The organism is Amycolatopsis orientalis, assembly GCF_000943515.2.
Classification (GTDB): Bacteria; Actinomycetota; Actinomycetes; order Mycobacteriales; family Pseudonocardiaceae; genus Amycolatopsis; species Amycolatopsis orientalis.
Map to the genome: position 1 here is coordinate 7,753,382 of NZ_CP016174.1, position 21,106 is coordinate 7,774,487.

The window sequence follows — 21,106 nt, forward strand, 5'->3', positions numbered from 1 at the left end:
CCGTTCGGCTTTATCGACCCGAACACGCCGACGTCCCAATTTCACCGGTAATCAGGCGGCACGTCCAGCGACCTCGCGTGGACGAAGCCGCCGATCACCAGGCGACCATCAGCTCGGTCAATCCGTACGCGGGAGTGGTCAGCCGGAATTCGGTGTCCTGTGCGGGATCCGCGAGCCTCAGCGCCGGGAAACGCCGCCACAGCTCGGTGAAGACCGTGCGCAGTTCGAGGCGGGCCAGCGCGGCGCCCAGGCAATGGTGGACTCCGTGCCCGAAGGCGACATGCGGGATGGGCTCGCGGGAGACGTCGAGGCGATCCACGTCCGGTGCCAGCGCGGGATCACGGTTGGCGGCGGGGAGCGAGCAGATCACGCTGTCCCCCTTCTTGATCGCCTGCCCCGCGAGGGTGAGGTCCTCCCTGGCGATCCGGGGCGTCGGGCTGTACGGCACGGTCAGGTACCGGATCAGCTCGTCGACCGCCCGTTGCGCCGACTGCTCGTCGCCGCGGAAAGCGTCGATCTGCTCGGGATGCCGCAGCATCGCCAGCACACCGAGCCCGATCATGCCGGAGATGTTGTCGTCGCCCGCCAGCATCACCTGAACGCAGAAACCGCGTAGCTCCTCGTCCGTCGCGTCGTCCCCGTATTCGGCGACGACCGCGCCGATCATCCCCTCACCCGGCTCCTTGCGTTCCCTGGCGATCATCGCCAGCAGATAGCGCGAGAACTTGTCGCCGAGCGCCGCCCGGCGCTTTTGGCTGAGCGAGGCGTCGAGATGCCCATGACAGAGCTTCATGAACATGTCGCGGTCGTCCCTCGGCACGCCGACCAGCTCGCACAGCACGGCGCCGGGCACCTTGTCGGCGACGAACGCGATCAGATCCGCGGGGGATCCCGCCCGCTCCATCTCGTCGAGGCGGTCGTTCACGATCTGTTCGATGTACGGCGCCATCCGCTGCATTTTCCGCAGTGTGAAGCCGGGCGTCAGTTTCCGCCGCAGCCGCGTGTGCTCGGGCGGGTCGTAGTCCATCAGGTTGCCGACCAGTTCCCGCGGCCGGAAGATGCCCTTCCCGCCGATCTCGTCTCGCGGGTCCCAGCGGCGCCGGGTGCTGAACTGCTGGTGATCGCCCATCACCTGCCGGACGACGGCGTGCGAGGTGGCCATCCAATGGGTCTCGGCGTCCGCTCCGGATCCGATGGTGACCCTCGTCAGCGCTCCGGCTGCGAGCAGTTCGTCCGCCGGGTCCAAGCCCTGCCTGCGAATGTGCAGCGGGCGCGGGTCGTCCTCACTCAACGGGAAAACTCCTTTGCTGGTGCAGGGTGGGGCCGCGGCGGCGAGGCTTCGGTACCGGTGGTCGTGAGTGGCGATTCGGGTTAGAACCCGAATCGCCACTCACGACCAACCGGCGCTACCAGTCGAGCAGCAGGGCTTCCACGTCGAACGGCGGCGGGCCCAGTTTGATCTCGCGATCCGGTTCGGCCAGCCTGAGCGTGGGAAAACGGTGTGCCAGCGCCGGAATCGCCGTCCGGAACACCATTTCCGCCAGCGGGCGGCCGAGGCAGTGGTGGATACCGTGCCCGAACGTGACATGCGAGGGCTTTTCCCGGGTGATGTCGAACCGGTCCTCCGGGTCGGGGAACTTGTGCCGGTTCGAAGCCAGCAGGGAACAGGTGACGGCATCGCCCTTCTTGACGAGCTGGTCACCGATCCGCACGTCCTCCAGCGCGATGCGCGGCGTCGTCTTCTCGTCGCTGGTGAGGTAGCGGGCCACCTCGTTCAGCCAATCCGGGACGCTGTCCGGGTCGTCGCGCAGCACGGCGAACTGCTCGGGGTGCTCGACCATCAGCCACGCACCCGCCGAGAGGAACCGGGCCACCTGATCCCCGCTCGCGCCCATCACGAACGCCGCCACGCCCAGCAGTTCCGCGTCGGTGATGTCGTCGCCGTGTTCGCGCACCACGGCACCGAACATGTCGTCACCGGGATCGCGCCGCGTTTTGGCCGCGACCTGGCCCATGTACGTCCAGTACTTGTTCCCCGCCGCCACCCGCCGTTTGCCCGATCGTTCGGACCGGCTGGCGTGCAGGACGCGCGACAACTCCGCCTGATCGTCACGGGGAATGCCGAGGAAGTCGCAGATCACCGTCGTCGCGATGGGCCACGCGAACCGGGGCACGAAATCCACCGGGCCGCCGGTGGCCTCGATGTCGTCCAGGGTGGCCTTGACGACCGCCTCGATCCGCGGCCGGAAGTCCCGCATCCGCCGGACGGTGAACGCGGAGGCCACCATCCGGCGCAGGCGCGTGTGCTCCGGCGGGTCGTACTGGTTGAGGAAGCCGGGCCAGATGCGGCCCGCCGCCGTCCCGCCGAACAGCAGCTTGGCGCTGAACTTGTCCGAGCCGAGCACCTGGCGGGTCTCCTCGTACCCGGTGGCGAGCCACCCGGTCCGCCCGCCGGGGGAATCTTCCGACTCCATCACGGACATGCGTCCTTCGGCCATCAGGGCACGCAGCTCCGGTCCCGGGTCGAATCGCTCTCTCCGGTGGATTTCCGTTCCCCGGAGGGCGTTCTTCTCCTCGAACACTGCACAAGGTCCTTTCGCAGGGGTGGTCCGTGAAGGCCTCCTTGAGGGACTCTGGGTCCCTCAAGGAGGCCTTCACAGCCCAACTACGCCACCGCACCGTCCAACCGTCCGCGTTGAGCGGCTGGACACCCGTTCGCTCAGGCGCCCGCTTCCTGGATGAGGCTCTTCGGCCGGAGGTCCGTCCAGTTCTCCTCGACATAGGCGAGGCATTCCTGGCGGGTGGTCTCGCCGAGCACCCGGGTCCAGCCCGACGGCACCTCGGCGAAGGACGGCCACAGGGAGTGCTGCCCCTCGTCGTTGACCAGAACGAAAAAGGAACCGTCTTCGTTGTCGAAGGGGTTGGTCATCGTTGTGTCCTTTCACCTTCCGGCCGCTGCCGGAGTTTCTCGGCGACGATGGCTCCAATCTGGCCCAGCGCCGCGGTTTGCACCATGTCGTAGTGGTTGGACGGGATGTCGTGGGCCTCGATGGTCCCGGTGGTGAAGTCCTTCCAGCTGGCTTTCGCCACCGAGACGGGAAGATGTTCGGGACGGTCCACAGTGGCCACGAAGAGCAGGATGTCGCCTGCGAAGGGCGTGGAAACGTGCCGTGGCCCGATGTCCCAGAGGTTCCGCATGACGGCTTCGAGGCGCGCCCGGGCGGCCTCGCTCTTCACCAGTTGCCCCGCGAGGTCCAGGTCCGCCTGGTTTCGCTTCGACAGGGCCGCTTCCTCGCTCGCAGCACCGGTCGTCTTGCGTCCCATGTAGACGGGATAGGCGTCGAGCAGGGCCAGCAAGCCCACCTTCTCCCCCTCCTCCTCCAGCAGCCTGGCCATCGCCTGTGCGATCCGGCCGCCGAGGGACCAGCCGAGGAGGTGGTACGGCCCGGACGGCTGCACCGCACGGATCTGCGCGAGGTAGTCGGCCGCCATCTCCTCGACGCTGCCCGGCAAGGGTTCCGTCCTGGCCAGGCCGCGGGCCTGCACGCCGTAGACCGGCTGGTTCGCCGGGAGGTACCGCAGCAACGGTTCGTAGTTCCAGCTCAGGCCACCGCTCGCGTGGACACAGAACAGGGGCGGGCGATCGCCGCCGACGCGGAGCGGCAACAGGATCTCGAAGTCACCCGTCTTCACCGAAGTGCTCGCCCGCCGCCGCTCCCCCACGACGACCAAGGTCTTCGCGGGGGTCTTGCGGGCGAGCAGGCCCGTCGACAGCATTCGGTGCCCTTCCTCACCGAACGGGCACGGGACGGTCGGCAGGTCCGCCGGTGCCGCGTCCACCGCCGGACCGGTTACGTAGAGATCGCCGACGGCGCCCGGCGCGACGGGGCGCATCCGCTCGTCCAGTACCAGCGCGCCGACCGGGTCGTCCCCGGCCAGCTCGGCGACCACCGCGGGGACGGCATCCGCCCACCGCGCCGGGGCGATCGGCGGACGGCCGCGTTCGAAGTCGTCCAGGAAGAGGTCCAGCTCGCTGACCCGCCGCCGGGGATCCTCCGCCACCTGTTCGAGGACGCGGACCAGCCGCCGGGCGACCGACTCGGCCGTGGCCTGATCGAACAGATCGGTGGCGTAGCGCAGCGCGCCTTCCAGGCCGCCCGCTTCGTCGTCGTCATCGAAGTGCTCGGTGAGCTTGACCGCGAGATCCAGCTCCATCGCGTCGGTCCCGGCGGGTTCGACACCGGTGCGCAGCGCGGGCAGTTCCGCCGTGGACCAGCCGTCGATGTCCTCCTCGTCCACCTCCAGTCCCACCTGGAACACCGGGTGGCGGGAGAGCGAGGCCGGCAGGTCCAGCAGCTCGACGATCCGCTCGAAAGGCACGTCCAAGTGCTGGTTCGCGGCCTGGACGGCCTCCTGCACCCGGGTGACGACCTCCAGGAAGGTCGGGTCGCCCGAGACGTCCGTCCGCAGGGCGAGCGGCCGGGTGAACGGGCCGACCATCGGTTCGAGGTCGAAGAGTTCCTCGTCCCGCGGCAGCGTCGTGCCGATCACCACGTCGTCGCCCGCCCCGGATCTGGTCAGCAGCATGGCGAGCGCGGCGTGCACCACCTGGAGCGTCTCCGCGCCCGCCGACTCCGCCGTCTCCGCCAGCCGGGCGTGCGGACCGGCGTCCAGCCGCAGCGCCACCGAACCCGCCCGCCGCGACGGGACGACGGGCCGCGGGCGGTCGAACGGGAGCACCGTCTCCCCGTCGATGCCCGCCAGGTTGTCCCGCCAGAAGGCGACCTGCTCGCCGACCAGGCTGCCCGGCTCGTTCTCGTCCTCGAGCAGTCGCCGCTCCCAGAGCGCGTAGTCGGCGAACTGCAGGGCCAAGGGCGCCCGCTGCGGGACCCGGCCCTCCCGCCGCGCGCCGTAGGCGGCCGCCAGGTCGCGGAAGAACACGTCCAGCGAGTCGTCGTCGGCGAGGATCCGGTGCACCCGCAGATGAAGCACGTGCTCCTTCTCCGAGAGCGCGAAGAGGTCACACCGCCACGGCACCTCCCGAGTGAGGTCGAAGACCGACTCGCGTCGCTCCGCGAGCAACCCGGGAAGGTCGTCCTCGGTGGCCGCGACCGGGGTCAGCTCGATCGCCAGGGTGTCGTGGACGTGCTGGTGGACGCTCTGCGCGTCGCCGGGGAAGGTCGTGCGGAGAAGCTCGTGCCGGGCCGCGACGTCACCGAGCGCCGCCGTCAGCGCGGGCACGTCCAGCTTGCCGTGCAGGCGAAGCGCGACCGAGGTGGTCAGGCCCGCCGTCTCCCCGCCCGGATCGGCCAGCAGCCAGGCACGCAGCTGCCGGGAGGTGAGCGGCACCCGGTCCGGTCGCTGGGCGACTTCCAGGACTGGGCGGGACTTCGCGGCGAGCGCCCTCGCCAGCCCCGCGGGCGTCGGCGAGGAGAACAGCTGCCGGATGGGCAGGTCCTCGCCGAGTTCCTCCCGGATCCGCGCGACGAGCCGCATGGCCAGCGCCGAACTGCCGCCGAGGTCGTGGAAGGCGTCGTCGACGCCCACCTGGTCGACGCTGAGGATCTCGGCGAACAGCGCGCACAGCACCTTTTCGGTCTCGTTCTCCGGCGCCTTCTCCGACGAACCTCCCGCGAGATCCGGGGCGGGCAGGGCCCGGCGATCCACCTTCCCGTTGGGGGTGACGGGCAGACCGGGCAGCGCGACGACCGCGATCGGGACCATGTAGTCGGGCAGGACCTTGGCCATCTGCCGCCGGATCTCCTCCGGTCCCGCGTCGCTGCCGTCCGAGACGAAGTAGCCGACCAGACGCTTCTCGCCCGGCTGGTCTTCCCGTGCCAGCAGGACGGCCTCGACCACTCCCGGCTGGGCCGCCAGCACGGCCTCCACCTCGCCGAGTTCGACCCGGTAACCGCGGATCTTCACCTGGTCGTCGGCCCGGCCGAGGAACACGACTTCGCCGTCACGGGTCCAGCGCGCCAGGTCGCCGGTGCGGTACATACGTTCCCCGGCGGCGAACGGGCAAGCCACGAAGCGGCCGGCCGTCAGGCCCGGCGCGTTCAGGTACCCCCGGGCCAGGCCCGTGCCCGCGATGTACAGCTCACCCGTCACGCCCGGCGCGACCGGGCGCAGGAAGGCGTCGAGGATGTAGATCCGGCGGTTCGTCATCGGATGCCCGATCGGCAACTCCCGGTCGAGTACGTCACCGGGTTCGATCGGCAGCCACGTGGCGCACAGGGTGGTCTCGGTCGGACCGTAGGTGTTGCGCACCCGCAAACCGGGCTGGGCCCGCCGCAGGTTCTCCACCGACTGCAGGGGGACGATGTCGCCGCCGGTGCCGATCTCGACCAGGCCGTCGAAGCACTCCGGCGACGTCTCCGCCAGCGCGCGGAAGGTACCGGCGGTGAGGTGGACGTAGGTCGCGCCGCGGCGCACGGCCTGCCGGACCCCGCCCGCGTCCAGCACTCCCGGTTCGGTGAGCAGGACTCGCGCCCCGGAGACGAGCGGCACCCACATCGCGTAGAGCGACGGGTCGAAGACGTGCGTCGCGTGCATCAGCACGCCGTCGCCCGCGCCGATCTGCCAGCCCTCGTCGCCCGCCAGACCGGCGACGGCGCCGTGCGGGATGCCCACGCCCTTCGGGAGACCGGTGGATCCGGAGGTGTACATGACGTACGCGAGGTCGTCGGCGGACAGCCGGATCTCCGGGGCGGCACAGCCGTCGACGGCCGCGCGCGTTTCCGGCGCGTCGAGCACGATCGCGTTTAGCCCGCTAAACGCGACCGCGCGGGTGGCTTCGGTGCACAGGACGGTCGAGACGCCGGAGTCGCCGAGGATGAACGAGATCCGCTCGGCCGGGTACTCGACGTCCACCGGGACGTAGGCGGCGCCCGCCTTCCAGATCGCCAGGAACGCGATGATCAGCTCCGGCGACCTCTCCATGGCCACGCCGACGCGGTCACCGCGGCCGACGCCCCGATCGGCGAGGTGGCCGGCCAGCCGATCCGACGCCTGGTCGATCTCGGCGTAGGTCAGGTTCGCGCCGTCGGCGTCGACGATCGCCACCGCGTCCGGCGCCGCGGCCACCCGACGGGCGAACAAGGCGGGGACGGACTCCCCTGGCACCGGCCCCGCGGTCGCGTTGAAGTCGTTCACCACCAGCGCGCGCTCGGCCTCGCTCACCGGCGACAGACGGCCGATGAGGACGTCGGGTTCGGCGACCAGCCGCTCCAGTACGCGCGCCATCGCGCCGACGACCGATTCGGCAGCCGTCCGGTCGAACAGGCCGTGGTCGTAGTCGAGGATGAGCGGCATCCGTTCGCCCGGACCGGTCACCAGGGTGAACGGATAGTGCGAGGAGTTGCTCCCCCGTTTCACCGGGCGCAGGTTCAGGCCGCCGTCCGACGGCCGGTCGAGTCCCGTGCGGGGGAAGTTCTCGTAGATGACGAGCGTGTCGAAGACCGCTCCGGGTCCGGCGACGGTCCGCACGTCCTGGAGGCCGAGATACTGGTGCGCCATGAGCGCCGCCTGGTCGCGCTGCAGTTCGGCGAACAGCTCGACGGCCCGCCTCGCGCCGTCGAGCCGGACCCGCACCGGCAGGGTGTTGAGCAGCTGGCCGACCATCGACTCCACGCCGGGCAGATCGGCGGGCCGCCCCGAGGCTGTCGCGCCGAACACCACGTCGGTGCGGCCGGCGAGCTGCGACAGCACGACGGCCCACGCGCCCTGCACGACGGTGTTCAGGGTGAGCCCGTTGCCGCGCGCCAGCCGGGCGAGGCCGTCCGTCAGCTCCGCGGACAGCTCGACGACTTCGGTGTGGATGTCCGGTATCCGGGTGGGATCGGCGGGGACGACCGTGGTGGGGGTTTCCAGCCCGGCGAACTCGGCCCGCCAGGCCGCCCGGGCCGCTTCCTTGTCCTGCCGTCCCAGCCAGGCGAGGTAGTCCCGATAGGACACGGTGGGCGGGAGCCCGGAGGCGTCGCCGCCCGCGGCGTAGATCTCGGCGAGTTCCCGGTGCAGGATCGGCATCGACCAGCCGTCCACCAGGACGTGGTGCAGCGTGTGCACGAGCCGGTGGCTCTCGGGGCCGAGCCGGATCAGATGCAGCTTCATCAGCGGCGCCGACTCGATGCTCAGCCGTTCGGCCACCTCGTCCGCGGCCAGCCGGTCCACCGCGCTCTCGATGTCATCGGCACCGTCGCCGGGCAGCCCGGAAAGATCCGTCTCTCGCCACGGGATTTCGGCGTTTCGCGCGATGACCTGCACCATCTGGGCGCCGCTGACGTAGCGGAAACAGGCCCGCAGCGCGGCATGCCGGTCCACGAGCGCCTGCCACGACCTCTTCAGCAGCCCCGCGTCGAGCGGGCCGTCGATCCCGTAGACGGTCTGGACCGTGTAGGTGTCCGGCCCCTCCTTGTCCAGGACGGTATGGAAGAGCATCCCTTCTTGCAGCGGGGAAAGCGGCCAGACGTCTTCCACGCTGGAGCGAGGCTTCGCACGAGTGTCGTCAACGGTCACGATCTGCTCCTTAGTGGTCACGCGAAGAGGCGGGGCGGCGCCTGTCGCGCCGAGATCGCGTTCAGCGGGCTAAACGCGACGCGCCGACGGGGCTTCAGTGTCCACAAGAGACACTTCCTCCCAGTTGAGTGTCCGATTAATTTCTCTATGTCCGGTTAGGTACGGGGTCGTGAGTGCTAATGAGGGTTAGAACGCTCATTAGCACTCACGACCCCCTTGGCAAAGCGCGCAAACAGCGCGAACCGGCCACTTCCGTCTCGAGAAGTGTCCCTTATGGACAGACGAGAGCCGGGCCGAGTCTCCGGCCGGGCGGGTTCACACATGTGGTCCCTTTCGAGATACGTCTTCAGCTCCGCCAACGGGCTCTTGAAGCGCTTAGTCACCGGCCAGTCCGGCCACGAGTTGGTCCATCTGGTCAGAGGAAAGTTCCACGAGCGTGCCCGCGGCGGGCTCCGGCGCCGCGGGTTCCGCGCCCTCGGCCGGGAGGTCCTTGACGAGGACCGCCAGCCGTTCCGGTGTCTTCTCTTCGAACACCTGCCACGGCGTCAGTTCCAGTCCCGTCCGGCGGGCCCTGGCCGACAACTGCATCGAGGTGATCGAGTCGCCGCCGAGTTCGAAGAAGCTGTCGTCGGGAGCCACCTGCTGGAGCCCCAGCACTTCCGCGAACAGTTCGCACAGCCGCGCTTCCATGGCCGTGCGCGGGTCTCGTTTCGAGGACATCCCGGCGAAGTCGGGGGCCCGCAGCGCCCGGTGGTCGAGTTTGCCGTTCGGGGTGAGCGGCATCTGCTCCAGCGCCACGAAGGCCGCCGGCATCATGTACTCCGGCAGGCGTTCGGCCGCCAGTTCGCGCAGCGCGGACATCAGTTCTTCACCTTCGGTGTCGGCCGACGGCACGACGTAGGCGACCAGCTGCTTGTCACCCGGCCCGTCCCGGCGGACCGAGACCACCACCTGGCCGACCCCCGGATGCTCCGCGAGCACGGCCTCGATCTCGGCGGGCTCGACCCGGTATCCGCGCACCTTGACCTGCGCGTCGACCCGGCCGGCGAAGAGCAGCTGTCCTTCCCTGGTCCAGCGGAACAGGTCGCCGGAGCGGTACATCCGCTCACCGGGCGCGAACGGGCTGGCGACGAACCGTTCCGCGGTCAGGCCGGGGCGGCCGAGGTAGCCGCGGGCCAGTCCGACACCCGTGATGTAGAGCTCGCCGACCACGCCCGGCGGCACCGGCCGCAGGAAGGTGTCGAGCACGTAGTGCCGCACGTTGTGGATCGGGCCGCCGAGCGGCACCTGCTCGTGTCCCGGGGACAACGGGGCACTCATCGTCGAGCAGATGGTGGTCTCGGTCGGCCCGTAGGCCTGGATCACCCGGCGGCCCGGCGACCAGCGGTCCACCAGCGCGGGCGGCAGTGCCTCGCCGCCGGTCAGCACGGTCCGCAGGGTGTCCGGCAGATCGTCCTCGCTCGCCAGCACACTCGGCGAAACGGTCAGGTGGGTGATGTCCGCCCGGCGGATCGTTTCGCCCAGCGTCATCCGGGGCGGCATGTTCGCCGCGTCCGGCAGGACCAGGGTCGCGCCGGCCAGGAAGGACATGTAGAGCTCGGAAACGATGGCGTCGAAGCCGATCGCGGACAGCTGCAGGATCCGCGACGACGACGTGACGGCCATCCGCTCGATATGCGCGTACCCCAGGTTGACGAGCCCGGAGTGGGTGACCAGGACACCCTTGGGCACCCCCGTCGACCCCGACGTGTAGATGACGTACGCCGCGTCTTCCGGTGCCACCGGCGGCAACGCGACGGCCGGACCGGCGGTGGGCAGCTCGTCGAGCACCAGCACCGTGCCCGCGAACTCCGCGGGGACGGCCGACCGGGTCGTCGTCGTGCACACCAGCACCCCGGGTGCCGAGTTGGCCAGCATGAATTCGACGCGTTCCCGGGGATAGTCCGGGTCGACCGGCACGAACACCCCACCGGCGAACGACACCGCCATCAGGGTCACGACCAGCTCGGCCGAGCGTTCGACCAGGACACCCACACGGTCCTCACGCCGCACGCCCGAGCGGACGAGCAGGCGCGCCAGCGCCTCCACCTCGTCGAGCAGGCCGCGGTAGGACAGGCTCCGCGTCCCGTCCTGGACGGCCATCGCGTCCGGTGTCCGCTCCGCCTGCCCGCGGAACACCACCGGCAGCGTGTCCGTGGTGAGCGGCGCGTCGGTCCGGTTCCACTCGTCCACCACCAGACGACGCTGCTCCGGGCCGATCAGGCCGATCCGGCCCACCGGCGTCCGCGGCTCGGCCAGCACCTGGTCGAGTGCGCGCAGGAGCGTCGCGAGCATCTCCCCGGCCCCGGTCCGGTCGACGACGTCCGGCCGGTAGATGAACTCGCCGCGGACGGCACCGCCCGCCACGGACGCGCGCAGGGACAACGGATAGTGCCCGGTGTCGTTGGGAATCCCCGTGGAGCGCATGACGAGCGTGTCGGGGCCGCCGGACCTGGGCGGCGAGTACGGATAGTTCTCGAACACCACGATCGTGTCGAACGCCGCCCCCGGACCGGCGAGCTGTTTGATCTCGGACAGTCCGATGTGCTGGTGCGACATCATCGCAACCTGCCGTTCCTGCAGGTCCTTCAGCATCTCGACGACCGGTTCGGCGCCGGTGAGGCGGGCCCGGACCGGCACCATGTTCATGAACAGGCCGACCGCGGACTCGACGCCGGGGATCTCCGGCGGGCGCCCCGCGACCGCGGCGCCGAAGACCACCTCGTTCCGTCCGGCGGGCCAGGCCAGGTGCAGTGCCCAGATCCCCTGGAAGAGGGTGTTCGCCGTGACGCCGTGGAGCCGGGTGAACTCCACCAGGCGCCTGCTCGTCTCGTCGTCGAGTTCGAACCCGACGCGTTCGGGCTCGACCGGCGTGATGATCGAGTCCGGCGGCACGACGTGGGTCGCCTCGTCGAGACCCGCGAGTTCGTCCCGCCACGCCTCCCGGGCGGCCGTCTTGTCCTGACGGGCGATCCAGGCGAGGTAGTCGCGATACGACGTCGCGGCGGGCAGCGCCCGGACGTCACCGCCCGCTTCGTACGCCGTCAGCACCCCGTCGGCGATGATCGGCAGCGACCAGCCGTCGGCCACGATGTGGTGCGACGTGAAGATCAGCCGGTGCCTGCGGTCGCCGAGGCGCACCAGGTGCAGGCGCAGCAACGGTCCCTGCGCCGGGTCGAAACGTTCGGCGTGCAGTTCCGCCGCGAGCCGGTCGAATTCGGCCAGCGCCTCGTCCTCGGGCAGCCCGGACAGATCGGTCTCCCGCCAGGGCAGCGTCGCCTCGCGGGCGATCACCTGCACGGACTTGCCGGACTCCAGCTGACGGAAACTCGCCCGCAGGGCGGGATGCCGGTCGAGCAGGGCCTGCCAGGACGCGCGGAAGCGGGCGACGTCCAGCGGACCGTCGAGGACGAGTTTCCGCATGCTCGCGTAGACGTCCGGGCCGCGCTCGTCGGTGGCGTGGAACAGCAAGCCCTCCTGGAGCGGGGAGAGCGGCCAGATGTCGAACAGGTCCGGCACGGCGGCCTCGACCTCCGCCACCTCGCGCTGCGTCAGCGCGGTGAGCGGGAAGTCCGACGGCGTGTGCCCACCGGCGCTTTCGCGGCCGGCGTGGACGGCGAGCCCGGTCAGCATGGCCAGCCACGCCTCGGCGAACGACTCCGCCCCGGCGTCGTCGAGGATCCGCCGTGCCCAGGTCACGGTCAGGCTGAACTCGGGGCCGTCCGCGCCGTCCACCACGACGGCGTCGATCTCCAGGACGTGCCGCAACGGCGTGTCCGGCTCCGCCGCGCCACCGGCGATTCCCGTGATCTGCCAAGGCTTCGCGTCACCGCCGGACCGCGACGAGAAGCGGCCGAGGTAGTTGAACCCGATCTCCGCCTTCGGCAGCGCCGCGAGCACCGGCGCCGTCTCGGCGTTGAGGTGGCGCAGCAGTCCGTAACCGAGCCCGCCGTCGGGTACGGCTCGCACGTTTTCCTTGACCTGCTTGAGCAACCGCCCGGCGGCGGGCCCGCCCGCGATCGCCTCGGCCGGGTCGGCGCCCGTCGTGTCCAGCCGGAGCGGATGGATGTCGGTGAACCAGCCCAGCGTCCGGGACGGGTCCAGCTCCCCGAGCGGCTGACGGCCGTGCCCTTCGACGTCGACCACGACGTCGGCGCCGCCGCGCCAGCTCGCCACCGCACCGGCCAGGGTGGCCAGCAGCACCTCGTGGACACCGCAGTGGAAGGCCGAAGTGACCTTCTCGGCGAGCGTGCCCGCGTGGCCGGGCGGCACGGTCCAGGACCGGCGTCCCGCGGTCGACACGGTGTCGCGCATCGGGTCGAGCTCACCCAGCCGCGACTTGGCCCCGCCGAGGATCTCCGTCCACGACGGCAGTTCCGCGGTCCTCGTCGCCGCTTCTTCGGTCAGCGTTCGCGACCAGCGCCGGAACGAGACGTCCGGCGGGTCGAGCGACGGCCGCACGCCCGCGATCGCGGCTTCACAGGCCGTCTGCAGGTCCGGAAGCAGGGTTCGCCACGACACCACGTCGACCACGAGGTGGTGCGCGGCCACCACGAGCCGCCCGGCGCGGCCCTCGCCCGCGTCCACCCAGACCGCGCGGACCATCACCCCGGCGAGGGGATCGAGGCGTGCCGCCGCGGCTTGCGCGATCTCACCGAGGTCAGCCGCGGTGGCGTCGACCCGTTCGACCAGCGTCGCCGCGTCGACCGTTCCCCGCTCGGCCACGATCAGCCGGGGCTCCGCGCCCTCGGTCTCGACGATCCGGCTCCGCAGCAGATCGTGCGTGTCGAGCACCGCGCCCAGACCGGCCGCCAGCGCGGGCACGGAAAGGTCGCCGGACACCTCCACGATCACCCACTGCGCCATACCCTCGCGGGTCAGCCCGCGCGGATCGCGTTCGAGCAGCGCGCGCATCACCGGCGTCAACGGGACTTCGCCGACACCTTCGGCGTCCTCGTCCCGAATCTGTCCGCCTTGCTCGGCGACCATCGCGATCCCAGCGGGAGTCTTGTGCTCGAAGACCTGCTTCGCCCCGAAGACGAGATTCTCGCGACGAGCGCGGGCGGCCAGCCGCATCGAGAGGATCGAATCCCCGCCCAGTTCGAAGAAACCGTCGTCGGCGCCGACCCGGTCCAGTCCGAGCAGCTCGGCGAACAGCTCGCACAGCACCCGCTCGGTCTCCGTGCGGGGTTCGCGACCGGCCGCCCTCGGCGTGAACTCGGGGGCGGGCAGGGCCGCGCGGTCGATCTTCCCGTTGAGCGTCAACGGGAAACCGTCCAGCACCAGCACCACCGCGGGCACCATGAACTCCGGCAGCCGCGCCGCGAGCTGCGCGCGGACCGCGGCGGAGTCCAGTCCCCGCCCCGATTCCGCGGTCACGTAGGCGATCAGCCGCTTTTCGCCGGGACGTTCTTCCCTGGCCACCACGACAGCCTGTGCGACGTCGGGGACCTCGGTCAGCGCCGCTTCGATCTCGCCGGGTTCGACCCGGTAGCCCCGGATCTTCACCTGGGAGTCGGCGCGCCCGCCGAAGACCAGCTCGCCATGGGCCGTCCAGCGCGCCAGGTCGCCGGTGCGGTACAGCCGCCCGCCGTCGGCGAAGGGGTCGGCGATGAACCGCTCCGACGTCGCCGCGGTGTTGCCCAGATAGCCGTGCGCCAATCCGGCCCCGGCGAGGTAAAGCTCGCCGGTGACCTCCGGTGCCACCGGCTGCAGGAACGCGTCGAGCACGTAGGCCCGCCGTCCGGCCAGCGGACCGCCGATCGGCAGGATGCCGCCCGTCTCCGCCCCCGGTTCGAGGACGAGCCAGGTGGCGCAGAGGGTGATCTCGGTCGGGCCGTAGAGCTGCCGGAACCGGACGTCCGGGCACGCCCGGCGCATCCGCTCGACGGAGGCGAGCGGTACCGCGTCCCCACCGGTCAGGATCTCGCGCAGGCCGCGGAAGGACTCCGGTGCTTCCTCGGCCACCGCACGGAAAGCGCCCGCCGTCAGGTGGACGGTGGTCACGCCGCGGGAGATCGCCTCGCGAAGCCGTTCCGCGTCGACCGTGCCCGGTTCCGCGACCACCACCCTGGCCCCGCTGACCAGCGGCACCCAGATCTCGACCAGCGACGCGTCGAACGCGTGCGACGCGTGCAGCAGTACGTGATCCGCGGGCCCCTGCGCCCAGCCCGGATCACTCGCCAATGCCGCCACACTGCCGTGCGGCACCGCGACGCCCTTCGGCACGCCTGTCGACCCCGACGTGTACATCACGTAGGCGACGTCCTGCGCTCCGATCGCGACCGGCGGCGCCTCGTGCCGCCCGCCGTCGATCGCCGGGACGTCCGCGACCACCGGCGAGACGCCGTCCGGCACCGCCTTGCGGCTCGCTTCGAGGCAGACCGCGACCGACGCGCCGGCGTCGGCCAGCATCCGCTCGATCCGTTCGCCCGGGTAGTCCACGTTCACCGGGACCTGCGCGGCACCCGCCTTCCAGACCGCGAGCAAGGCGACGATCAGGTCCGCGCCGCGGTCCATCACCACGCCGACGCGATCACCACGGCGCACACCGGCGTCCGCGAGTTGCCCGGCCAGCCGATCGGATTCCCGGTCGAGGCCGGCGTAGGACAGGGTGCGTTCCCCGTCCGTGACCGCCACCGCCTCCGGCGAGGCAACGGCCTGACGCCGGAACAACTCCAGCACCGACGTCTCGTTGGCCGCCTCACCGGTGGCATTCCAGCGTTCCACCACCGACGCGCGCGCCGCTTCGCTCGTCACGCCGAGGCGGCCCACCGGCAGCGACGGCCGCGCGACCACCTGGTCCAGCACCCGCACGAGCTGCCTGGCGACCTCGGCGGCCGTCGCGCCGTCGATCCGGTCCGGGCGGTAGGCCACGTTGATCCGCAACCGGTCCCCGAGGCTGACGTTCATGGTCAGCGGATAGCCGGTGCCGGTCCGGGTGACGACGGAACTGATCGCGACCCCGCCGTCGTCGCCGAGACCGTCGGCGGTGTGCGGATAGTTCTCGATCATCACGATGGTGTCGAAGACCGCCCCCGTCCCCGCCGCCTTCTGGATCTCCGGCAGGCCCAGGTACTGGTGTTCGGTCAACGCCGCCTGGCGCGCCTGCAGATCCTGGAACAGCTCCAGCACCGGCCGGGCGCCGTCGAGCCGCACGCGGACCGGGACGGTGTTGATGAACATCCCCACCATCCGCTCGACGTCCGGCACCTCCGCCGGGCGCCCCGACACCACCGACCCGAACACCACGTCCGTCCGGCCTGCCAGCCGCGCCAGGACCAGCGCCCAGGCGGCCTGCAGGATCGTGCTCGTCGTCAGCCCGTTGCCCCTGGCCAGCTCGGCGAGCGCGCGCGTCGTCTCCTCGGACACCCATTCGGCGTGGTCCCCGGGCATCACCAGCGTCTTGTCCGCTTCGGCGTCCACAAGGGACGGTTCGTCCGCGCCGGCGAGCTCCGCCCGCCACGCCGATCGCGCCGCCTCCTCGTCCTGCTCGCCCAGCCAGGCCAGATAGTCCTTATAGGACGGTGCCGACGACGGGATCTGCTCACCCGCGTAGGCGATCGAGACCTCGCCCACGACGAGCGGTGTCGACCAGCCGTCCAGCACGAGGTGATGCGACGTCAGCACGAGCCGGTGCCGGTCGGCGCCGAGCCGGATCAGCGACAGCCGCAGCAGCGGCGGCTCGGTCACGTCGAACCGCTGGGACTGGTCCTCCGCGAGCAGCCGCTCGACCTCCGCGGCCGCGGCCGCCTCGTCGAGAGACGAAAGATCCACCGTCCGCCAAGGGAGTTCGACGTCACCGGCGACGACCTGCACCGTTTCGCCGGACCCCAGCTGGTGAAAACCGGTGCGCAGCGACGCGTGCCGGGCGAGGACCTGGTCCCAGGCCGCACGCAGCCGTTCCGCGTCGAGTGGCCCGTCGAGGTCCAGGATCCGCTGGCTCTGATAGACGTCGACCCCGTCGGCGTCGAAGTCCCGTTCGAAGAGCATGCCTTCCTGCAGCGGCGACAGGGGCCAGATGTCCGTCAGCCCCGGTGCCGCGGCCTCCAGCTCCGTCACGTCCCGCTGGGTCAGGCCGACGAGTTCGAAGTCGGACGGCGTGTGCCCGCCCGCGGTGGGATCCCCGGCGAGGGCCGCGAGGGCGGTCAGCGTCTCCAGCCAGGCTTCACCGAGCCGCTCCACCGTGGCGGGGTCGGCGTCCCGGGCGTCGATGGCCAGCCCCAGCCGAGGTCCGGCAGGCGTGTCCTGGACCTCCGCGCTGACCTCGACGGCGTGCGCGAGGACCATGTCCGGGCCGGCGCCGAGCGGACCTTCGCCCACCGGCTCCCACGCGGCGGCCCGCGGGGCGAGGACGGTCCGGCCGAGATAGTTGAAGCCGATCCTCGCCGACGGCGACTTGGCCAGCTTCGCCCCGGTGTCGGGATTGAGATGACGCAACAGCCCATAGCCGGCTCCGTCGCCGGGTACGGCGCGGATCTGTTCCTTCACGGTCTTCAGCAACCGTCCGGCGGCCGCGAGGTCCACATCGGACAGCTCGAAGCGGACCGGGTGGACGCTGGTGAACCAGCCCACGGTGCGCAGCAGGTCCTCGCCGTCGGCGGCTTCGCGGCCATGCCCTTCCACGTCCACCAGCAGCCCGGCGCCGGTACCGCGCACCCGCGCCACCGCGGCCGCGAGACCTGCCAGGAGGACATCCTGGATCCCGCAGTGGAACGCGCCCGGCAACTGGGCCACCAGTGTGCGCACTTCGGTGCCGGACAGCCTCGTGGACCACGAATGTGCCTGCCCGGAGTCCCCCGCCGGTGCCGGGTCCGCGCCGTCCAGCAGGGCGACCCACTGGTCGAGTTCGGCCACGGTGCGCTCGCTGAGCGCCTGTTCGGTCTGCCGCAGCGCCCACTGCCGATACGACGTCGCCGGGGCTTCCAGGGCGGGGGTTCCGCCGGAGACCACCGCGTCGTAGGCCGCCCGCAGATCCGGCAGGAGGATTCCCCACGAGACCGCGTCGACCGCGAGGTGATGCGCCACGAAGGCCAGCCGGCCCGGCTCGGCGTCCCCGGCGTCGACCCAGACGACCCGCGCCATGATCCCCGCCGCCGGGTCCAGCGTGCCCGTCGCCGTCCTGACCTCGCGCTCGGCGATCTCGTCGAGGTCGCCCGTCCCGGCGACCCGCGCGACCAGACCGGCCGCGTCCACCGCACCGCGCTCGCGCACGATCAGCCGTCCGTCCGGCTCGACCCGCGCCCGCAGCAGATCATGCGTGTCCAGCACCGCTCGGAGGGCGTCCACCAGCGCGTCCGGGTTCATCCCCGCCGGAGTGACGACGACCCTCGCCTGCGCGAAGCCGGGCCGCAGCGCGTCGTCCCCGAGGGCACGCATCACCGGCGTCCGCGGGATCTCCCCCACGCCGGTGACGGCCTCGACGCGGGGCGCCGTGACGGCCTCCTGGGCGAGGGCAGCGAGACGTTCGGGCGTCCGGTGTTCGAAAACCTGCCTCGGGGTAAGGGAAATCCCTTCGCGACGCGCACGCGCGGCGACCTGCATCGACGAGATCGAGTCGCCGCCCAGCTCGAAGAAGCTGTCCTCGACCCCGACCCTGTCGAGACCCAGCACGTCGGCGAAAACTCCACAAAGGACACGTTCGGCTTCGGTCACCGGTTCCCGGCCCACCGACTTCGACGCGAAATCCGGTTCGGGCAGCGCCCGCCGGTCCACCTTCCCGTTGACCGTCAACGGCAATTCGTCCAGCACCAGCACGACGGCCGGGACCATGAACTCGGGCAGCGTCTCGCCGAGCAGTTCGCGCAGCCGCACCGGGTCGGCGTCCTGTCCCGCTTCGGCGACCACGTAACCGATCAGGTGCTCACCCTTGGCCAGCACCACGGCCTGGCCGACCCCCGGCAGACCGGCGAGGACCGCCTCGATCTCGCCGGGCTCGACCCGGTAGCCGCGGATCTTCACCTGGTCGTCGGCCCGTCCGGCGAAGGCCAGCGCGCCCTGATCCGTCCAGTACGCCAGGTCCCCGGTCCGGTACATCCGGCCGCCCGATACGAACGGATCGGCGACGAACCGCTCCGCCGTCAGCACCGGACGGCCCAGATATCCTTGTGCCACACCGGCTCCGGCGACATACAGCTCGCCGGCCACCCCGGCGGGCACGGGCCGCAGGAACGCGTCGAGGACGTAGACCCGCCGTCCCGCGAGCGGACGGCCGATCGGCAGTACCGCACCCGTCTCGTCACCGGGTTCGAGCAGCCACCACGTCGCGCACAGCGTGGCCTCGGTCGGGCCGTAGAGATGGCGCACCCGCACGTCCGGGCACACCCGGCGGACGCGTTCCACCGCCGCGAGCGGCACCGCGTCGCCACCGGTCAGCACCTCGCGCAGCCCGGCGACCGATTCCGGCGACTCGTCGGCCAGTACCCGGAAGGCCCCCGCGGTCAGGTGGGCGGCCGTGACACCGGCGGCCACGTGGGCGGCCAGCGCCGCGCCGTCCACCGCACCCGATCCGGCCAGTACCACCCTGGCGCCCGACAGCAGCGGCACCCACAGCTCGAACAGCGAGATGTCGAACGCGTGCGAGGCATGCAGCAGCACGGCGTCGCCGGGACCCACCCGCCATCCCGGTTCACCGGTCAGCGCCGCGACGTTGCCGTGCGAAACCGCGACACCCTTCGGCGTTCCTGTCGAACCCGACGTGTACATCACGTACGCGAGGTCTTCGGCACTGGTGACGACCGACAGGCGAGCGGAGTCCGCCACCTCCCGCCGTGTGCGGGGATCGTCCAGGATGATCGGGGCGAGGCCGGTGTCCAGCACGGCGTCCCGGTACCTCTCCGCGCACACCACCGCCGCGGGCGCGGAATCCGCCAGCATGAACTGCACGCGGTCCACCGGATAGGCGGGATCCACCGGCACGTACGCCGCGCCCGCCTTCCACACCGCGAGCAGGGTCGCGATCAGCTCGGGCGAGCGGTCCAGCACCACGGCCACCCGGTCCCCGCGCCGCACTCCCCGATCGTGCAGATATCCGGCGAGCCGCTCAGCCTGCTCGGCGAGTTCTCCGTAGGTCAGCGTCCGGTCGCCGTCGACGACCGCCACCTCGTCGCGGCGGCGCTTTACCTGGCCGTCGAACAGATCCAGCGCGGGCACGCCCGGCGCCGCCTGCGACGTCACTCCCCACGCGTCGACCACCAAGGCCCGCTCGGCCGCGCTCGTCACCTCGACGTCGGCCACCGTGAGGTCGCCCGCAAGCGTCAGCTGACGCAGTACGCCGGTGAAGCGTTCGGCGATGGCGAGGGCGGTGTCGCGGTCGAAGAACTCCGTCAGGTAGTCGAGCTTGAAGTACATCGACTCACCGGGGACGGCGACCAGCGTCAGCGGATAGTGGGCGGCGACCCGGCCCTGATGGACCTGGATGCCGAAGGTCTCCGCGGAGCCCAGTTCGCCGGAATCATGGTGGAACTTCTCGAAGACGATCAACGTGTCGAAGACCGCGCCGGGACCGACGGCCTGCTGGATGTCCGCCAGGCCCACGTACTGGTCGGGGATGAGCGCCGACTGCCGCCGCTGCACCTCCGTCAGCAGCTCGACGACCGGCGTCGAGCCGGACAGGCGCACGCGCACGGGAACGGTGTTGAGGAACAGCCCGACCATGCCCTCCACGCCGGGCAGATCCGGCGGACGCGCCGAGACCGCCGCACCGAACACCACGTCCGTCCGGCCCGCGAGCTGCGCCAGCACGAGCGCCCACGCGCCCTGCACCACGGTGTTCAGCGTCAGCCCGTGAGCGCGGGCCAGCTCGCCCAGCGATCGCGTGAGGTTCTCCGGCAGCCCGGCCTCGACGCTCTCCGGTTCGGCGGGCGCACGGCCCGGATCGGCGGGCACCACCAGCGTCGGCTCGTCGACCCCGCGCAGGCGTTCCGCCCAGGCGGCGAGCGACTTCTCCTTGTCCTGCCTGCCCAGCCACGCGAGATAGTCGCGATAGGACGTCACTTCCGGCAGGTCCGGCGATTCGCCGTACAGCCTCGACATCTCGTCCAGCACGATGGGCAGCGACCAGCCGTCCATGATCGTGTGGTGGCAGGTCACGACCAGGCGGTACGTGTCGTCGCCGAGACGGAGGAAAGTCAGCCGCAGCAACGGCGCCTGCGCGAGGTCGAACCTCGTCGTCCGGTCCTCTTCGGCCAGCTCCCGCACGGCCTTCCCGGGGTCGTCGAGGTGCGAGAGGTCGACCTCCCGCCACGGCAGGTCGACCTGCCGGGCGATGATCTGCACCGTCTCACCCGATTTGCGCTGCCGGAAACAGGCCCGGAGCGGGGCGTGCCGCGCCAGCAGCGTCTCCCAGGCCGCGCGCAGCCTGGCCGCGTCCACCGGTCCGGTCAGGTCCAGGATCCAATGTCCTATGTAGACGTCGGGCCCTTCGCCGTCGTAAACCGCGTGGAAGAGCAACCCGGCCTGCAATGGCGACAGCGGCCAGATTTCCTCAATCCGCGACTGGTTCATCGATATCTCCCTCAATCAGCGAAGGGCCTGAAGTACGTCGTCGAAT

5 protein-coding genes are annotated in these 21,106 nt (G+C 71.1%); all 5 read right to left on the reverse strand.

Annotated features, from left to right (window positions below):
• Positions 1-94: 94 nt before the first annotated feature.
• Complete coding sequence (locus SD37_RS33705; protein WP_044851285.1) at positions 95-1,291, reverse strand: cytochrome P450; 1,197 nt, start codon at positions 1,289-1,291, stop codon at positions 95-97.
• Between the two features lie 115 nt (positions 1,292-1,406).
• Positions 1,407-2,582 carry a cytochrome P450 gene (locus SD37_RS33710; protein WP_044851286.1) on the reverse strand — a complete coding sequence of 392 codons (1,176 nt, stop codon included), beginning with the start codon at positions 2,580-2,582 and terminating at the stop codon, positions 1,407-1,409.
• A gap of 137 nt (positions 2,583-2,719) precedes the next feature.
• Positions 2,720-2,929, reverse strand: coding sequence for an MbtH family protein (locus SD37_RS33715; RefSeq protein ID WP_037311030.1), 210 nt, complete (start codon positions 2,927-2,929; stop codon positions 2,720-2,722).
• Positions 2,926-8,517: a non-ribosomal peptide synthetase gene (locus SD37_RS44165; protein ID WP_044851362.1), complete on the reverse strand. Its 5,592-nt coding sequence runs from the start codon at positions 8,515-8,517 to the stop codon at positions 2,926-2,928. The genes SD37_RS33715 and SD37_RS44165 overlap by 4 nt, the downstream gene beginning before the upstream one ends.
• A 375-nt stretch (positions 8,518-8,892) precedes the next feature.
• Positions 8,893-21,060, reverse strand: coding sequence for a non-ribosomal peptide synthetase (locus SD37_RS33725; RefSeq protein WP_044851287.1), 12,168 nt, complete (start codon positions 21,058-21,060; stop codon positions 8,893-8,895).
• Positions 21,061-21,106: the final 46 nt, after the last annotated feature.